The sequence below is a fragment of the Kitasatospora sp. NPDC001540 genome (genome assembly GCF_042894345.1).
Lineage (GTDB): Bacteria > Actinomycetota > Actinomycetes > Streptomycetales > Streptomycetaceae > Kitasatospora > Kitasatospora phosalacinea_C.
Window position 1 is genome coordinate 106581 of the sequence record NZ_JBIAVO010000015.1, and the last position, 17208, is coordinate 123788.

The following is a 17208-nucleotide window of genomic DNA, read 5'->3' on the forward strand; positions in this document are numbered from 1 at the left end:
GCATGCCAAGGCTCGCCACTTTCGGCGGCACACTGGCATGCTTGGCGTTGTCCGTTCAGTGCGGGTCGCCTAGACTCCGCCGGACCGCCCCTCTCGCCCGACGGGCCGACGTACACGCACTGGCTGCCGGAAGGCGGCCCACAAAGGACCCTGGCTGTGTTCTCTTACATCATCCTTCTCCTCCCCCTGCTCGCCATCTTCATGATGATGCGCTCGCAGAAGAAGCGTCAGGCCCAGATGCAGAGCATGCAGACCGCGCTGCAGCCGGGGTCGGGCGTGCGCACCATCGGCGGCATGTACGCGCTGGTGAAGGCGGTCAACGACGAGACGGTCGAGCTGGAGGTCTCCCCCGGCGTGGTGGCCCACTACACCAAGGGCGCGATCGCGGCCGTCCTGGAGCCGCTGGAGTACGACGCGATCATCAACGGTCGCCCCGCGGAGGACGAGGCCGTCGCGGACGCCGAGGACGCCGGGCAGGTCGCGGACGCCGACGAGAAGCCGCTGAGCCTGTCCAAGGACGAGGCGAAGGCCGACGCCGAGGCTCCCGAGAGCAAGTAGTACGGTCGGGGCACCCTCGACCAGCGGCATCCGCCGCAAGCCCAACAGGACTCTTGGGCCGTCGTGCGTCCGCCGCCTTCCGGCACCCGCCCAGCGCGGAGCCGGAGGCCGGCCGCCGGGCGGCATGGACAGGGAGAAACGAGCAAGGTGGCAACACCCAAGTCGCGGTCGCGCGACGGATACCCGGGACGGGCGCTGGCGCTCATCCTGGTGGTCACCGTCGGCCTTGTGGCCCTCATGTTCGGGACGGGCAGCACCAAGCCGCGTCTCGGAATCGACCTCGCCGGTGGCACCAGCGTCACGCTGACCGCTAAGTCCGATGATCCTTCCGCGGTCAACAAGACCAATCTGGACACCGCGGTCAGCATCATCCAGAAGCGCGTCAACGGCATGGGCGTCTCCGAGGCGGAGGTGCAGACCCAGGGCAATGCGAACATCATCGTCAACATTCCCGACGGTGGTAACACGCAGCAGTCCGTCGACAAGGTCGGCGACACCGCCAAGCTCTACTTCCGCCCGGTGCTGACCCTGGAGCCGTCCGGCGCGGCCGCCCAGCAGCCCCAGCCGTCGGCCTCCGCCTCCTCGGGCGCCGGGGCCTCGGCCGCCCCGAGCGCGAGCGCCTCCGCGAGCGCGGGCAGCGGCGCCTCCGCCTCGGCCGGCGCCTCCGCGAGCGCCTCCGCCTCCGCCACCAAGGCCGGCCGCGCCCTCTCCGGCGCGCTGCAGGCCGACCCGTCGGCCTCCGCCTCCGCGGGCGGCTCCGCCTCGGCCCAGCCGAGCGCCGCCGCCTCGGCCCCCGCGGCCGACCCGAGCGCCGCGCCGACCCCGGACGCCGCGACCCTCGCCCTGCAGCAGCAGTACGCCGCGCTGGACTGCACCAACGAGTCGCAGCGGGTGAACTACCAGAAGGCCAACGACCCGAGCGCCCCGGCGATCGCCTGCTCGTACGACGCCGAGAGCGGCATCTGGTACAAGTTCGTGCTCGGCGGCGTCGCGGTGAACGGCTCGGACGTCACCAAGGCGCAGGCCGTCCTCGACCCCCAGGGCGGCAAGGGCTGGATGGTCGACCTGTCGTTCAACGACGCCGGCTCCAAGGCCTTCGCCGACACCACCAAGCAGCTGGCCGCCCAGACCTCCCCGGCCAACCAGTTCGCGATCGTGCTGGACGGCCAGGTCGTCTCGCACCCGTACGTGTCGGAGTCGATCACCGGCGGCAGCGCCGTGATCAGCGGCACCTTCACCGCGGACGACGCCAAGTCGCTGGCGAACGTGCTGAGCTACGGCGCGCTCCCGCTGGACTTCGTGAAGAGCGACGTCACCACCGTCTCCCCGCAGCTCGGCTCCGAGCAGCTGAAGGCCGGCCTGGTCGCCGGTCTGATCGGCATGGTCCTGGTGGTCGCGTACTCGCTGGTCTACTACCGCGGCCTGGGCCTGGTCTCGATCGCCGGTCTGGTCGTCTCGGCGGTCCTGACCTGGTCGATCATGAGCCTGCTCGGCGCGGGCATCGGCTTCGCGCTGAACCTGCCCGCGGTCTGCGGCGCGATCGTCGCGATCGGCATCACCGCGGACTCCTTCATCGTGTACTTCGAGCGCATCCGGGACGAGGTCCGCGAGGGCGCCCAGCTGCGGGCCGCCGTGCAGCGCGCCTGGCCGCGGGCCCGGCGCACCATCCTGGTCTCGGACTTCGTGTCCTTCCTGTGCGCCGCGGTGCTGTACCTGGTGTCGGTCGGCAAGGTGCAGGGCTTCGCCTTCACGCTGGGCCTGACCACCCTGCTCGACGTCGTGGTGATCTTCCTGTTCACCAAGCCGCTGATCAGCCTGCTCGCCCGCACCAAGTTCTTCGCCGGCGGCCACCCGATGTCCGGCCTGGACCCGAAGCGGCTCGGCGCCCGTCCGCCGATCCGCGGCTCCCGCCGCCGTCCCACCACGACCCAGGAGGTCTGACCCATGTCGCTCCGCAACATCGGTCACCGCCTCTACCAGGGCGAGGTCTCCTTCGACTTCGTGGGCAAGCGGAAGATCTGGTATTCGATCTCGGCGGTGATCGTCCTGGTGGCGGCCGTCGGCCTGGCCATGGGCCTGCACCTGGGCATCGAGTTCAAGGGCGGCTCGGTCTACACCGTGCACAAGCCCGGCCTGTCGGCCTCGCAGGCGAAGGAGACCGCCGACAAGATCATCGGCTCCAAGACCGCGCTGGTGCAGACCACGGACAAGGGCGACGTCCGGGTCCAGGTCAGCGCGCAGGAGTCGATCCCGGCGACCACCTTCACCAAGGAGTTCTCGCAGGCGATCGGCGTCCAGGAGAAGGACATCAACGCCCAGGTGATCGGCCCCTCCTGGGGTGCCGACATCTCCAAGAAGGCGCTGACCGGCCTGATCGTCTTCATGGTGCTGGTGACCGTCTACATGGCGATCGCCTTCGAGTGGCGGATGGCGGTGGCCGCCCTGGTCGCCCTGATCCACGACCTCCTGATCACCATCGGCGTGTACGCCCTGGTCGGCTTCGAGGTCACCCCGGGCACCGTGATCGGCTTCCTGACCATCCTCGGCTACTCGCTCTACGACACGGTGGTCGTCTTCGACACCGTGAAGGAGAACACCCGGGGCCTCACCAAGCAGAGCCGCCGCACCTACAGCGAGGCCGCCAACCACGGCCTCAACCAGACCCTGGTGCGCTCCATCAACACCACGGTCGTGGCGCTGCTGCCGGTCTCCGCGCTGCTGTTCATCGGCGGCGGCCTGCTCGGCGCGGGCACCCTGAACGACATCTCGCTGGCCCTGTTCATCGGCCTCGCGGCCGGTGCCTACTCCTCCATCTGCGTGGCCACCCCGCTGCTCGCGCAGCTCAAGGAGCAGGCCCCGGACATGAAGGCGCTGGCCAAGCGGGTCGCCCAGCGCCGGGCCTCCGAGGCCAAGGCCGCGGCCGAGGCCGCCGCCCGGGGTGAGGAGCCCGACAGCGGCCAGGACGCCGAGGACGGGGTCCCGGCCGGTATGGTCGGACAGCGTAACCAGCCGACCAGCCGCGCCAGGGGCAAGGGCCGGCCGTCCGGCAAGCGCTGACCCCCGCGAAGGAACCCCCGTGACCTCCACCACCGATCCCGTCCTGTCCGAGCTGCTCAACAGCCGGATCCGGGACGTGCAGGACTACCCGAAGCCGGGCGTCCTGTTCAAGGACATCGCCCCCCTGCTCGCCGACGCCGAGGCGTTCGGCGCGCTGACCCGGGCGCTGGCCGATCGGGCCAAGGAGCTCGGTGCCACCAAGGTGGTCGGGCTGGAGGCGCGGGGGTTCGTCCTCGCCGCGCCCGCCGCGTTCGCCGCGGGCCTTGGGTTCGTCCCGATCCGCAAGAAGGGCAAGCTGCCCGGCGAGGTGTTCTCCCGCTCGTACGACCTGGAGTACGGGTCGGCGACGCTGGAGGTCCAGTGCGACGCCTTCGAGCCGGGCGAGCGGGTCCTGGTGGTGGACGACGTGCTGGCCACCGGCGGGACGATCGCCGCCTCGCTGGACCTCGTGCAGGAGGCCGGGGCCGAGCTGGTCGGCGTGGTCGTGCTGATGGAGCTCGGCTTCCTGCCGGGGCGCGCGAAGCTCGCTTCGCACCTGCGCGGCGCACCGCTGGAGACCCTCGTCGTGGTGTGACGCCGCCCTGTTCGAGAGCCGCCCGGGAACGCGACCGTTCCCGGGCGCTCGCGTTCCCGGGGCGGACGCGCCGCCGCGGGGGCGCGCGCTGTCGGTACGATGAAGGTTGATCCGACGTAGGAGTGTCCTTGCCCGACGAGGTTGTGCCCACGGCCGCTGCCGCCAGTTCCCGTCCCTCGCCGGGCGGGATGCGGGCTCGGCTTGCGCGGCTGGGCGGTCAGCGCAGTTCGATGGTCAACCCGGTGCTGGAACCGCTGTTCCGGACGATCCGGGCCAACGACCCCAAGGCCGACCCCGGGCTGCTGAAGGACATCGAGCGGGCGTACGCCGTCGCGGAGAAGTGGCACCGCGGGCAGAAGCGCAAGAGCGGCGACCCGTACATCACCCACCCGCTGGCGGTGGCGACCATCCTGGCCGAGCTGGGGATGGACGCGCCGACGCTGATGGCGGGCCTGCTGCACGACACCGTGGAGGACACCGACTACGGCCTGGAGACGCTCCGGGTCGACTTCGGCGACGCGGTGGCGCTGCTGGTCGACGGCGTGACCAAGCTGGACCGGGTGAAGTTCGGCGAGGCCGCGCAGGCGGAGACCGTCCGCAAGATGGTCGTGGCGATGGCCAAGGACCCGCGGGTCCTGGTGATCAAGCTCGCCGACCGGCTGCACAACATGCGCACGATGCGCTACCTGAAGCGGGAGAAGCAGGAGAAGAAGGCCCGCGAGACGCTGGAGATCTACGCCCCGCTGGCGCACCGGCTGGGCATGAACACCATCAAGTGGGAGCTGGAGGACCTGGCCTTCGCCATCCTCTACCCCAAGATGTACGACGAGATCGTCCGGCTGGTGGCCGAGCGCGCCCCCAAGCGCGACGAGTACCTGGCCACCGTGATCGACCAGGTGCAGGGCGACCTGCGCGGGGCCCGGATCACCGCGCAGGTCACCGGCCGCCCCAAGCACTACTACTCGGTCTACCAGAAGATGATCGTCCGGGGCCGGGACTTCGCCGAGATCTACGACCTGGTGGGCATCCGGGTCCTGGTCGACACCGTCCGCGACTGCTACGCGGCGCTGGGCACCATCCACGCGCGGTGGAACCCGGTGCCGGGGCGGTTCAAGGACTACATCGCGATGCCCAAGTTCAACATGTACCAGTCGCTGCACACCACGGTGATCGGCCCGGGCGGCAAGCCCGTCGAACTGCAGATCCGCACCTTCGACATGCACCGCCGCGCCGAGTACGGCATCGCCGCGCACTGGAAGTACAAGCAGCGCGCGGTGGCCGGGGCGTCCAAGGTGCGCACCGACACGCCCACCCACGGGCGGCAGCACGACAAGGCCGACGCGGTCAACGAGATGGCCTGGCTGCGGCAGTTGCTGGACTGGCAGAAGGAGACCGAGGACCCGAGCGAGTTCCTGGAGTCGCTGCGCTTCGACCTCTCCAGCAACGAGGTGTTCGTCTTCACCCCGAAGGGCGACGTGATAGCGCTGCCCGCGCAGGCCACCCCGGTGGACTTCGCGTTCGCGGTGCACACCGAGGTCGGCTACCGGTGCATCGGCGCCCGGGTCAACGGCCGCCTGGTGCCGCTGGAGTCGACGCTGGAGAACGGCGACACGGTCGAGGTCTTCACCTCCAAGGCGGAGAACGCCGGCCCGTCCCGGGACTGGCTGAGCTTCGTCAAGTCGCCCCGGGCCCGCAACAAGATCCGCGCCTGGTTCTCCAAGGAGCGCCGCGAGGAGGCGATCGAGCAGGGCAAGGAGGCGATCGCCCGGGCGATGCGCAAGCAGGGCCTGCCGATCCAGCGGATCCTCACCGGGGACTCGCTGGTCACCCTGGCCCACGAGATGCGCTACCCGGACATCTCCTCGCTGTACGCGGCGATCGGCGAGGGCCACGTCGCCGCGCAGGCGATCGTGCAGAAGCTGGTCCAGGCGATGGGCGGCGAGGAGGGCGCGGTCGAGGACCTCGCCGAGACCGCCACCCCCTCGCACCAGCCGCGCGCGATGCGGCGCCGCGCCAAGGGCGACCCGGGCGTCATCGTCAAGGGCGTGGACGACGTGTGGGTGAAGCTGGCGCGCTGCTGCACGCCGGTGCCCGGCGACCCGATCGTCGGCTTCATCACCCGCGGCAACGGCGTCTCGGTGCACCGCGCGGACTGCGTCAACGTGGAGTCCCTGCAGCAGCAGCCCGAGCGGATGATCGAGGTCGAGTGGGCGGCCACCCAGTCCTCGGTCTTCCTGGTCGCCATCCAGGTCGAGGCGCTGGACCGCTCCCGGCTGCTCTCCGACGTCACCCGGGTGCTCTCCGACCAGCACGTCAACATCCTGTCGGCGGCCGTCCAGACCTCCCGGGACCGGGTAGCGATGAGCCGGTTCACCTTCGAGATGGGCGACCCCAAGCACCTGGGCCACGTGCTCAAGGCGGTGCGCGGCGTCGAGGGCGTGTACGACGTCTACCGGGTCACCTCGGCCCGCAACAAGTAGCCGCCGCCCGGCCGCCCGCCGCCGCTCCGGTCGCCGCCCGCCCCCTCCCCGCCGACACTGGCCGGGTGGGGGCGGTCGGCTTTCCTGGAGGCGCGGTGCACGGGATACGGGTGATGACGGCAGTGACCGGCGCGGCGCTCGCCGCGGCGCTGGCGGTCGGGTGCGGCGGCTCCGGCGGCCCGGGCGGCGCCGGGGGCGGCGGCAGCCCGGCGGCGAGCGGCACCGGCAGCGCGGTCTCGGCCTCCGCGGCGGCCGCCACCAGCGACGGCGACAACGGGATCGGGCAGCTGCCCGCCGACCAGGTGCTGCAGCAGTCGGTGCAGGCCCTCAAGGGCGCGGGCGCGGTGCGGACGGTCGGCGCGGTCAGCAGCCAGGGCGCCCGGATCGACCTGGACCTGCGGCTGGACACCGCGGGCAACTGCACCGGCACGCTCGGCCAGAGCGGCGTCGGCAGCTTCCAGGTGGTCAAGGCCGGGCCCGACCTGTGGGTCAAGCCGGACCAGGAGTTCTGGCGGACCCACGGCGGCGAGGCGCTCTCCCGGCTGGTCGGCGACCGCTACCTGAAGACCGGCAGCGACAACCCGGACTTCGCCGAGATCGGCGAGCTGTGCGACCTCACCGGGCTGGCCGACCAGCTCGGCACCGGCAGGACCGGCCTGGCCAAGGGCGCCCCGACCACCGTGGAGGGCCGCCCCGCGCTCACCCTGACCGCCGACTCCGGCACCGGCACCGGCACCCTGTACGTGGCCACCACCGGCTCGCCGGTCCCGCTGAAGCTGGAGAAGAGCACCGGGACGGTCGAGTTCAGCGACTTCGGCACCCCGGTGCCCAGCGCCACCCCCGGCCCCGAGCAGAGCCTGGACCTGGACCAGCTGCAGTCGCCCGCCCCCTCCAGCAGCGTGGTCTGAGACCACGCGAAGGGCCCCCGTCCGGCGGACGGGGGCCCTCGGTGCGGGCGGGGTTCAGGCGGGGTTCAGGAGGTGAACTCCTGCAGCGACTTCTGCGCCTGGTCGAGCAGCGCCTGGCGGCCCTCCAGCTCGGCCTCCAGCTTCGCGGCCCGGGACGTGTTGCCCGCGGCGCGCGCCTTGTCCAGGTCGGCGCGGAGCTTGTCCACGGCGGCCTGCAGCAGGGCGGTCATGCCGGTGGCGCGGGCCCGGGCCTCCGGGTTGGAGCGCTGCCACTCGGCCTCCTCGGCCTCGCGGACGGCGCGTTCCACCGCGGCCAGCCGGCCGTCCAGCTTCGGACGGGCGTCGCGCGGGACGTGGCCGATGGCCTCCCAGCGCTCGGCGACGGAGCGCAGCGCGGCCTTGGCGGCCTTCAGGTCGGTGATCGGCAGGATCGCCTCGGCCTCGACCAGCAGGGCCTCCTTGGCCTTCTGGTTCTCGCCCTGCTCGGCGTCGCGCTCGGAGAACGCGCCGGAGCGGGCCTGGAAGAAGACGTCCTGGGCGCCGCGGAAGCGGGCCCACAGCTCCTCCTCCGCGTCCCGCTGGGCGCGGCCGGCGGCCTTCCACTGGGTCATCAGGTCGCGGTAGGCGGCGGCGGTCGGCCCCCACTCGGTGGAGCCGGACAGCGCCTCGGCCTCGGCGACCAGCTTCTCCTTGATCGCGCGGGCGGCCTCGCGCTCGGAGTCCAGGGCCGCGAAGTGCGCCTTGCGGTGCTTGGAGAACACCGAGCGGGCGTGCGAGAAGCGGTGCCACAGCTCGTCGTCGCTCTTGCGGTCCAGCCGCGGCAGCGCCTTCCAGCTGTCGACCAGGGCGCGCAGCCGGTCGCCGGCCTCCCGCCACTGGTTGGACTCGGCGAGCTGCTCGGCCTCGGCGACCAGCGCCTCCTTGGCGGCGCGGGTCTCCTCCTGGGCCTTGGCCCGGGCGGCCCTGCGCTCGCTCTGCCGGGTCTCGATCTCACCGGCCAGGGCGTCCAGGCGGGCGGCCAGCGAGGCCAGGTCGCCGACCGCGTGGGCCTCGGTGACCTGCGCGCGCAGGTGCTCCAGCGCGGCCTGCGCCTCCTTGGCGGCCAGGTCGGTCTTGCGGACCCGGTGCTCCAGGAGGGCGGTCTCCGCCTCCAGGCCCTGGAACTTGCGCTCGAAGTAGGCGAGGGCCTCCTCGGGGGAGCCGGCCTGCCAGGAGCCGACCTGGCGTTCGCCGTCGGCCGTCCTCACGTAGACGTTCCCCTGCTCGTCGACACGGCCCCACGGGTCGCTGCTCACAGCGCCTCCTCCACATGACGCCACGCCCACGGGCGGGAGCGTCGTCCACAGTTGATGTGCGGCGGACCGATGGAGTCCGCCGTCCCGAGCCGTCGTTGGGTTGTGCCGAGGGTGACGGCCGACGGTCAGGGCACCCTATACAACAGCAACATAGGCGACCAGCGCCGGTGCTGTCCGCATCCGGCGCCGGTCGATTTTCGCGGCGGGTCAGCCCTTGGCGGTGGTGATGCTGGCGACGTTGACCGGGGTCGCGGGCGCGCCGTCGCCGCCACCGCCCTGGACACCGGCGGCGGCGATCTTCTGCAGCACGTCCAGGCCGCCGGTGATCTTGCCGAACGGGGTGTAGCTGGGCGGCAGTTGGGTGTCCTTGTAGACCAGGAAGAACTGGCTGCCGTTGGTGTTCGCCCCGGAGTTGGCCATCGCCACGGTGCCCGCGGGGTAGGTCGCGCCGGTCAGGTTCTCGTCGGCGAACGAGTAGCCGGGGCCGCCCGATCCGGTGCCGGTCGGGTCGCCGCACTGCAGGACGTAGATGCCCTCCGTGGTCAGGCGGTGGCACTTGGTGTTGTCCCAGAACTGCTGACCGGCCAGGAACACGAAGGAGTTGACGGTGTGCGGGGCCTTCGCCGCGTCCAGGGTGAAGGTGACCTTGCCCGCCGAGGTGTCCATCGTCGCGGTGTACTGGGCCGCGGTGTCGATCGACATCGCGGGCTCGGCGGCCCACTGCTTGCCGCTGCTGGACGGGGAGGGCGCCGCGGACGCGCTCTTGTCCTTCTTCTTGTCCGAGTCGAACACGCCGCCCGCGACGGACGCGACGCCGGCGACCACCAGCACCGCCAGCACCGAGGCGACCACCGCGTTGCGCTTCCTGCGCTTGGCGGCGGCCTCCGCGCGGGCCTGCATCTGGCGCTCGTACTTCTCACGGGCGAGCTGCCGCCGCCGCTGTTCGCTGCTGACCACCGGACGTCTCTCCTGCCGGACTGTGGGAACGGGGACTTGGTTTGTTGTGTGCGGATCATCGCACCCGCTGGCGGCCCAGTGTAAGGACCCCGCGCGTCAGTACGGGATCAGCTCGACATGAGAAACGGCTGAACGCGCCAGGTAACCGGTTCGCCCGCGGCCCGGTGGCGCCGGTAGGCTGCGGGGGAAAAGCAGACCGCCGCCATGAAACGTAAGGACTCGCGTGTTCGTCGCCGGATTCCCCGCCGGGGCCTGGGGCACCAACTGCTACCTGGTCGCACCCGCCGCCGGCGAGGAGTGCGTGATCGTCGATCCGGGCCACGAAGCGGCGCGCGGCGTCGAGGAGTTGGTCCGCGAGCACCGGCTCAAGCCGGTCGCGGTGCTGCTCACCCACGGGCACATCGACCACGTCGCCTCGGTCGTCCCGGTCTGCGGCGCGCGGGGCGTCCCCGCCTGGATCCACCCCGAGGACCGCTACATGCTGGCCGACCCGGAGAAGGCGCTCGGCCGCTCGCTCGGGCAGCAGCTGATGGGCTCGATCACCGTCGGGGAGCCGGACGACGTCCGCGAGTTGACCGACGGCGGCGTGCTGGAACTCGCCGGGCTGCGGCTCACCGTCGACCACGCCCCCGGCCATACCGGGGGGTCGGTGACGTTCAGGACGCCCGCCTCCCAGGACATCCCCCCGGTCCTGTTCTCGGGCGACCTGCTGTTCGCCGGCTCCATCGGGCGTACCGACCTCCCGGGCGGAGACAGCGCGGCGATCATGCGCTCGCTGGCCCGGGTGTGCCTGCCCCTCGACGACGCGACCGTGGTGCTCTCCGGCCACGGCTCCCAGACCACCATCGGCCGAGAGCGCGCCACCAACCCCTACCTCCAGCAGGCGGCCGGTGCGCAGGGCGCGCCGGCCTTCCCGCGACGAGGAATGTGACGGAAGAGAAGTTGAGCACCTTCACCGCCCCCAAGGGCACCTACGACCTGCTGCCGCCCACCTCGGCGATCTTCCTGGCGGTCCGCGAGGCGATCTCCGCCCCTGCGCGCCGGGCCGGTTACGGCTACATCGAGACCCCGGTCTTCGAGGACGTGAAGCTCTTCTCCCGCGGTGTCGGCGAGTCCACCGACATCGTCACCAAGGAGATGTACAACCTGACCACCCGGGGCGGCGACGAGCTCGCGCTGCGCCCCGAGGGCACCGCATCGGTGCTGCGCGCCGCCCTCCAGGCCAACCTGCACAAGCAGGGCAACCTGCCGGTCAAGCTCTGGTACTCCGGCAACTACTACCGCTACGAGCGGATGCAGAAGGGCCGCTACCGGCAGTTCTCGCAGGTCGGCGCGGAGGCCATCGGCGCGGAGGACCCGGCGCTGGACGCCGAGTTGATCATTCTGGCCGACGACGCCTTCCGCGCGCTCGGCCTGTCCGACTACTCGCTGCTGCTCAACAGCCTCGGCGACAAGCAGTGCCGTCCGGTCTACCGCGCCGCGCTGGTCGAGTTCCTCTCCGGCCTGGACCTGGACGAGGAGACCCGCCGCCGCGCCGAGATCAACCCGCTGCGCGTGCTGGACGACAAGCGAGAGGCCGTCCAGGCCCAGTTGGTGGACGCGCCGAGGCTGCGCGACTACCTGTGCGAGGACTGCAAGGGGTACGACGAGAAGGTCCGCGAACTGCTCACCCTCGCGGGCGTCCCGTTCACCGACGACCCGAAGCTGGTCCGCGGCCTGGACTACTACACCCGCACCACCTTCGAGTTCGTGCACAACCGCCTCGGCGCGCAGTCCGCGATCGGCGGCGGCGGCCGCTACGACGGCCTGTCCGAGATGATCGGCGGCCCGGCGCTGCCCTCGGTCGGCTGGGCGCTCGGCGTGGACCGCACCTACCTCGCGCTGGAGGCCGAGGGCGTCGTCCTCGACCTGCCCGCCAGCACCGCGGTGTACGCGGTGGCGCTCAGCGAGGAGGCGAAGACCGTCCTGTTCGCGAAGACCGTCGAGCTGCGCCGCCTCGGCGTGGCCACCGACCTCGCGTTCGGCGTCAAGGGCATCAAGAACGCCATGAAGTCGGCGGACCGATCCGGCGCCCGGTTCGCCGTGATCGCCGGCGACCGGGACCTCGCCGAGGGCGTGGTCCAGCTCAAGGACATGGAGTCCGGCGAGCAGACCCCCGTCGCCCTTGAGGCGCTCGTCACCACCCTGAAGGAGAAGCAGCTGTGATCCGCACGCACGACGCGGGCACGCTCCGCGCGGAGCACGCCGGCACCACCGTCACCCTGGCCGGCTGGGTGGCCCGCCGCCGCGACCACGGCGGCGTGGCCTTCATCGACCTGCGGGACGCCTCGGGCACCGTGCAGGTCGTGGTCCGCGACCTGGAGTCGGTGCACGGGCTGCGCTCCGAGTACTGCGTGAAGGTGGTCGGCGAGGTCCGGGTCCGCCCCGAGGGCAACGAGAACCCGGAGATCCCGACCGGCGCGGTCGAGGTCGTCGTCGAGTCGATCGAGGTGCTGTCCGAGGCCGCGCCGCTGCCGTTCCAGGTCGCCGAGTACGAGCCCGGTTCGGTCAACGAGGAGGTGCGGCTGCGCTACCGCTACCTCGACCTGCGCCGCGAGGGCCCGGCCCGCGCGCTGCGGCTGCGCTCGAAGGTCAACCACATCATCCGCACGGTGATGGAGGAGAACGACTACCTCGACATCGAGACCCCGTACCTGACCCGCTCCACCCCCGAGGGCGCCCGCGACTTCCTCGTCCCGGTCCGCCTCCAGCCGGGCCACTGGTACGCGCTGCCGCAGTCCCCGCAGCTGTTCAAGCAGCTGCTGATGGTGGCCGGCATGGAGCGGTACTACCAGATCGCCCGCTGCTTCCGCGACGAGGACTTCCGCGCCGACCGGCAGCCGGAGTTCACCCAGCTCGACATCGAGGCCTCCTTCGTCGACCAGGAGGACGTGCTGGCCCTGGGCGAGAAGATCGTCGGCCGGATCTGGAAGGAGGTGCACGGGTACGAGATCCCCAACCCGCTGCCCCGCCTCTCCTACGCCGACGCCATGGCGCGCTACGGCTCCGACAAGCCGGACGTCCGCTTCGGCCAGGAGCTCACCGACCTCACCGAGTACTTCAAGGGCACCGAGTTCCGGGTCTTCCAGGCTCCGTACGTCGGCGCGGTCGTGATGCCCGGCGGCGCCTCGCAGCCCCGCAAGCAGCTCGACGCCTGGCAGGACTGGGCGAAGGCCCGCGGCGCCCGCGGCCTCGCGTACGTCCTGGTGGACGCCGAGACCGGCGAGCTGCGCGGTCCGGTCGCCAAGAACCTGTCCGAGGAGCACCTGTCCGGCCTGGCCGCCGCCGCGGGCGCCAAGCCCGGCGACGCGGTGTTCTTCGCCGCGGGCAAGAAGACCGCCTCGCAGGAGCTGCTGGGCGCCGCCCGCCTGGAGATCGGCCGCCGCTGCAACCTGATCGACGAGTCCCAGTGGGCCTTCCTCTGGGTCGTGGACTTCCCGATGTTCGAGCCGATCGAGGACGACAAGGGCGAGTTCCAGGGCTGGCACGCGGTGCACCACCCCTTCACCGCGCCGACCGCCGAGTCGCTCGCCACCTTCGACACCGACCCGGGCAGCGCGCTCTCCAACGCGTACGACCTGGTGCTCAACGGCTCGGAGCTGGGCGGCGGTTCGATCCGCATCCACCAGCGCGAGGTGCAGAAGCGGGCGTTCGACGCGATCGGCCTGTCCGAGGAGGAGGCCGCTTCGCAGTTCGGCTTCCTGCTGGACGCCTTCAACTACGGCCCGCCGCCGCACGGCGGCATCGCGCTCGGCCTGGACCGCGTGGTCACCCTGCTGGGCGGCTACGACACCATCCGGGACGTCATCGCCTTCCCGAAGACCTCCACCGGCGGCGACCCGCTGACCGGCGCCCCCACCGCCATCACCTCGGCCCAGCGCCGCGAGGCGGGCGTGGACGCCCAGCCCAAGGCCAAGGAGACCGCCAAGGCCGAGGCCGAGCCGACCGCCTGACGGACCGTCACAAGACCCGTCGAATTCTGACGGGGCATCACAGAGATCACGATTTGTTCCGGCCCCGGCCGGTGCGCGCCCACCAGGAGTAGGCTGCCACCGCCCGGGGCCGGAACGCTGCACCGCCCGGAACGCTGCACAACGGGGTGCAGAGCGCAAGAAGGGTCGAGGATGACCGTACGAACCAGAGTGGAACTCCCCTCCGACACCGCCGAGACCCGGCGGGTGCACATGGCGGCCTTCCCCGGCCCCGAGGAGGCGGACCTGGTGGACGCGCTGCGCCGCGACACCGCCTGGCTGCCCGCCCTGTCGCTGGTCGCGGTGGACGAGCGCGAGGTGGTCATCGGCCACGCGCTGCTCACCCGGCTGCGGATCGGCAACGGCAAGGGCCTCGCGCTGGCGCCCGTCGCGGTCGCCCCCGAGTGGCAGCGCAAGGGCGTCGGCACCGCCGTGGTGCGGGCCGCCCTGGAGGCCGCGGCCGAGGCCGGGGAGCGCGTCGTGGTGGTGCTCGGCGATCCGGGCTACTACGGCCGGTTCGGCTTCACCCCCGCCTCCGGGCACCGGATCACCGGGCCGTTCGACGTCCCCGACGGGTACTTCCAGGCCCTGCGGCTGCCCGGCGCCGACGGCGCCCCGCACGGCGTGTGCCGCTACCCCGCGCCGTTCGCCGAGGTCTGAGGCCCCGTTCCCGCAGGTGACCGGCCGCCACCGGTCGCCCGGAACTGCACCTCGAAGTGCAGCCGACAGGACTCCGTGAACGCCTCCACGGCCGGTGTCGCCGCCCGGCCGGGCAGCCGGAACAGCCCCACCAGGCTCGGGCTCAGCCCGCGCACCGGCAGGCAGCGGACGTCCGGACGGCCCGCCCAGCGCCCCACCGAGCGCGGCGCGAACCCCACCCCCTGCCCGCAGGCCACCGCGGCCATCCACTCGTCCGAGTTGTGCGCCACCGCCCCGATCCGGGCCGGCCGCCCGCCGCGCTCCGGCGCGCCCAGCCAGTAGTCCCGCCACACCCCGGCCTGCTCCGGGACGGCCACGAACGGCTCGTCCCACAGCTCCTCCGCGTCCACCACGGACCGGGCCGCCAGCCGGTGGTCGGCCGCCAGCACCACCCAGCGCTCCTCGGTGCCCAGCAGCACGTGCGCGTACCGCTCGGTCATCGAGGCCGGGGCGTGCCACAGCGCCAGGTCCAGCTCGCCCGAGGCCAGGCCGGAGGACTCGTCGAACCAGTTGTTCTGCCGCATCCGCACCCGCCAGCCCGGCATCCGGCGGGCGAAGTCCTCCACCGCGGCGCGGCCCAGCAGGTTGATCGTCGATCCCTCGAAGCCCACCCGCAGCTCCCCGCCCGCCTCGGCCGCCGCCCTCCGGGTCGCCCGCAGCGCCTCCTCCCAGCCCGCCAGCAGCGGCGCGGCGTGCGCCAGCAGCTCGGCGCCCGCCGCCGTCGGCGCCACCCCGGCGTGCGAGCGGCGGAACAGCTCCACCCCCAACTCCCGCTCCAGCGCCCGCACCTGCTTGGTCAGCGTCGGCTGGCTCACTCCCAGCCGGGCCGCGGCCGCGGTCAGCTGCCCCTCCTCGCCGACCACCGCCAGGTAACGCAACATCCGGGTGTCCACATCCATGCCACCAGGTTATGGACCAATGCATTGGACCCGACCCCCGGGGGTGTCGCACAGTTGTCCGGCCTTCCCCGGCGCGACGGGCACCGGTGGTACGGGGGACCGCCGGTGCCCGTCCGGGGAAGGCGTTCGACCTGCGCGGAGACCCGCCGCGGCCTAGCCTGAGTGATCGTCGACGGCGCGGTGAGCGGAGGCACGCAGTGGCGGCAGGCAAGGGCAAGTCGAGCAAGGGCAAGTCGAGCAGGGGCGAGGCGGGCAAGGGCGACCGGGCGGGGAAGAAGCCCGGCCGGGTCAAGGGGATGCCCAAGAAGGTCTACGAGGACGAACTGCTCCGCCTCCAGGGCGAACTGGTCAAGCTGCAGGAGTGGGTCCGCACCGAGGGCGTCCGGATGGTCGTCGTCTTCGAGGGGCGCGACGCGGCGGGCAAGGGCGGCGCCATCAAGCGCGTCACCGAGTACCTCAACCCCCGCATCGCCCGGATCGCCGCCCTCCCCGCCCCCACCGAGCGCCAGCGCGGCCAGTGGTACTTCCAGCGCTACGTCGAGCAGCTCCCGGCGGCCGGCGAGATGGTCCTGTTCGACCGCTCCTGGTACAACCGGGCCGGCGTCGAGAAGGTCATGGGCTTCTGCACCGACGAGGAGTACTGGCAGTTCCTGCACCAGTGCCCCACCTTCGAGCGGATGCTGGTCGAGGCGGGCATCCTGCTGCGCAAGTACTGGTTCTCGGTCAGCGACGTCGAGCAGGAGCGCCGCTTCCGCGCCCGGCTCGACGACCCCATGCGGCAGTGGAAGCTCTCCCCGATGGACGTCGAGTCCATCACCCGTTGGGAGGACTACTCGCGGGCCAAGGACGAGATGTTCGTCTACACCGACATCCCCGAATCACCCTGGAACGTCGTCGAGAGCGACGACAAGCGCCGCGCCCGCCTCAACATGATCGCCCACCTGCTCTCCACCGTCCCCTACCACGAGGTCGTCAAGCCCGCCGTCACCCTGCCGCCCCGCCCCGGACCCCGCGGCTACCAGCGGCCCCCGCGCGACCTCCAGAAGTACGTCTTCGACCACGCCGCGACGGTGCTGGCGCAGGCCGGGCAGTAAGGTCGAGCAATGGCGAAGTACTTCGACGTGCACCCCGAGACGCCCCAGCCGCGCACCATCTCCACGGTGGTCGCCGGCATCCGGGACGGCGCCCTCATCGCGTACCCCACCGACTCCTGTTTCGCCCTCGGCTGCCGCCTGGACAACCGCGAGGGCCTGGAGCGGATCCGCACCATCCGACGGCTCGACGAGCGCCACCACTTCACCCTGATGTGCGAGGACTTCGCCCAGCTCGGGAAGTTCGCCCAGCTCGACAACAACGTCTTCCGCGCGGTCAAGGCCGCCACCCCCGGCAGCTACACCTTCATCCTCCCCGCCACCAAGGAGGTGCCGCGCCGGCTCCTCCACCCCAAGAAGAAGACCGTCGGCGTCCGCATCCCCGACCACGCCGTCACCCGGGCCCTGCTGGCCGAACTCGGCGAACCGCTGGTCTCCAGCACCCTGCTGCTGCCCGGCGAGGAGGAGCCGATGACCCAGGGGTGGGAGATCAAGGAGAGCCTCGACCACGTGCTCGACGCGGTCGTCGACTCCGGCGAGTGCGGGACGGTGCCGACGACGGTCGTCGACTTCTCGGACGGGGTGGCGGAGATCGTCCGGTACGGGGCGGGGGACCCGGAGCGCTTCGAGTAGCGGGGCCGGGGGCGGGGAGCTGTCGGAGGCGTCGCATAGGCTCGTGG

General features: G+C 71.9%; 14 protein-coding genes and 1 pseudogene. 12 read left to right on the top strand and 3 right to left on the bottom strand.

The genetic code is table 11. From position 1 onward, the window contains the following. The first annotated feature begins 156 nt into the window (after window positions 1–156). The 6 genes and pseudogenes from yajC (at window position 157) to ACFY00_RS19530 (ending at window position 7577) form a co-directional block, all read left to right on the top strand. Window positions 157–558 (top strand): preprotein translocase subunit YajC, encoded by a 402-nt coding sequence (gene yajC / locus ACFY00_RS19505; protein WP_388032734.1) that lies wholly within the window; start codon window positions 157–159, stop codon window positions 556–558. A 147-nt stretch (window positions 559–705) separates the two neighbouring features. Further along, window positions 706–2499 (top strand): protein translocase subunit SecD, encoded by a 1794-nt coding sequence (gene secD, locus ACFY00_RS19510; RefSeq protein WP_388032735.1) that lies wholly within the window; start codon window positions 706–708, stop codon window positions 2497–2499. Window positions 2500–2502: 3 nt separating this feature from the next. Then, the gene (secF, locus tag ACFY00_RS19515) at window positions 2503–3615 is read left to right on the top strand and encodes a protein translocase subunit SecF (protein ID WP_388032736.1); all 1113 of its coding nucleotides are present in this window, start codon (window positions 2503–2505) and stop codon (window positions 3613–3615) included. 19 nt (window positions 3616–3634) lie between these two features. Further along, window positions 3635–4189, top strand: a complete 555-nt coding sequence (locus tag ACFY00_RS19520; RefSeq protein ID WP_388032737.1) for an adenine phosphoribosyltransferase — start codon at window positions 3635–3637, stop codon at window positions 4187–4189. A 188-nt stretch (window positions 4190–4377) separates the two neighbouring features. After that, a pseudogene (locus ACFY00_RS19525) lies at window positions 4378–6669 on the top strand (RelA/SpoT family protein); the annotation flags it as partial. Window positions 6670–6782: 113 nt separating this feature from the next. Then, window positions 6783–7577 (top strand): hypothetical protein, encoded by a 795-nt coding sequence (locus ACFY00_RS19530; RefSeq protein WP_388032738.1) that lies wholly within the window; start codon window positions 6783–6785, stop codon window positions 7575–7577. Window positions 7578–7642: 65 nt separating this feature from the next. Here the strand turns inward: ACFY00_RS19530 and ACFY00_RS19535 are convergent, their stop codons facing one another. Together ACFY00_RS19535 and ACFY00_RS19540 are read right to left on the bottom strand one after the other, a co-directional pair. Further along, window positions 7643–8872 (bottom strand): DUF349 domain-containing protein, encoded by a 1230-nt coding sequence (locus tag ACFY00_RS19535; RefSeq protein WP_388032739.1) that lies wholly within the window; start codon window positions 8870–8872, stop codon window positions 7643–7645. A gap of 207 nt (window positions 8873–9079) precedes the next feature. Continuing rightward, window positions 9080–9829 carry a peptidylprolyl isomerase gene (locus ACFY00_RS19540; RefSeq protein WP_388032740.1) on the bottom strand — a complete coding sequence of 250 codons (750 nt, stop codon included), beginning with the start codon at window positions 9827–9829 and terminating at the stop codon, window positions 9080–9082. Window positions 9830–10052: 223 nt separating this feature from the next. Here ACFY00_RS19540 and ACFY00_RS19545 point away from each other — a divergent pair, with 223 nt between their 5' ends. The 4 genes from ACFY00_RS19545 (at window position 10053) to ACFY00_RS19560 (ending at window position 14499) form a co-directional block, all read left to right on the top strand. Then, a complete protein-coding gene (locus tag ACFY00_RS19545) occupies window positions 10053–10760 on the top strand; it encodes an MBL fold metallo-hydrolase (RefSeq protein WP_388032741.1) in 708 nt (235 codons plus the stop codon). Window positions 10761–10771: 11 nt separating this feature from the next. Next, window positions 10772–12034 carry a histidine--tRNA ligase gene (hisS, locus tag ACFY00_RS19550; RefSeq protein ID WP_388032742.1) on the top strand — a complete coding sequence of 421 codons (1263 nt, stop codon included), beginning with the start codon at window positions 10772–10774 and terminating at the stop codon, window positions 12032–12034. Next, window positions 12031–13821 (top strand): aspartate--tRNA ligase, encoded by a 1791-nt coding sequence (aspS, locus tag ACFY00_RS19555; protein WP_388032743.1) that lies wholly within the window; start codon window positions 12031–12033, stop codon window positions 13819–13821. The genes hisS and aspS overlap by 4 nt, the downstream gene beginning before the upstream one ends. Window positions 13822–13992: 171 nt before the next feature. Then, window positions 13993–14499, top strand: coding sequence for a GNAT family N-acetyltransferase (locus ACFY00_RS19560; protein ID WP_388032744.1), 507 nt, complete (start codon window positions 13993–13995; stop codon window positions 14497–14499). Here ACFY00_RS19560 and ACFY00_RS19565 read toward each other — a convergent pair. Next, window positions 14472–15437: a LysR family transcriptional regulator gene (locus ACFY00_RS19565; protein WP_388032745.1), complete on the bottom strand. Its 966-nt coding sequence runs from the start codon at window positions 15435–15437 to the stop codon at window positions 14472–14474. The genes ACFY00_RS19560 and ACFY00_RS19565 overlap by 28 nt on opposite strands. Before the next feature lie 296 nt (window positions 15438–15733). Here ACFY00_RS19565 and ppk2 point away from each other — a divergent pair, with 296 nt between their 5' ends. Together ppk2 and ACFY00_RS19575 are read left to right on the top strand one after the other, a co-directional pair. Continuing rightward, entirely contained in the window at window positions 15734–16531 is a 798-nt protein-coding gene (gene ppk2, locus ACFY00_RS19570; RefSeq protein WP_388032788.1) for a polyphosphate kinase 2, read from the top strand. A 9-nt stretch (window positions 16532–16540) separates the two neighbouring features. Then, on the top strand, window positions 16541–17161 hold the full coding sequence (locus tag ACFY00_RS19575) for an L-threonylcarbamoyladenylate synthase (RefSeq protein WP_388032746.1): 621 nt from the start codon (window positions 16541–16543) through the stop codon (window positions 17159–17161). The last annotated feature ends 47 nt before the right edge of the window (window positions 17162–17208 follow it).

Coding starts and splice junctions, on each gene's coding strand:
- secF (WP_388032736.1), top strand. CDS start 2,503: ATGTCGCTCCGCAACATCGGTCACCGCCTCTACCAGGGCGAGGTCTCC.
- ACFY00_RS19530 (WP_388032738.1), top strand. CDS start 6,783: ATGACGGCAGTGACCGGCGCGGCGCTCGCCGCGGCGCTGGCGGTCGGG.
- ACFY00_RS19560 (WP_388032744.1), top strand. CDS start 13,993: ATGACCGTACGAACCAGAGTGGAACTCCCCTCCGACACCGCCGAGACC.
- ACFY00_RS19565 (WP_388032745.1), bottom strand. CDS start 15,437: ATGGATGTGGACACCCGGATGTTGCGTTACCTGGCGGTGGTCGGCGAG.
- ppk2 (WP_388032788.1), top strand. CDS start 15,734: ATGCCCAAGAAGGTCTACGAGGACGAACTGCTCCGCCTCCAGGGCGAA.
- ACFY00_RS19575 (WP_388032746.1), top strand. CDS start 16,541: ATGGCGAAGTACTTCGACGTGCACCCCGAGACGCCCCAGCCGCGCACC.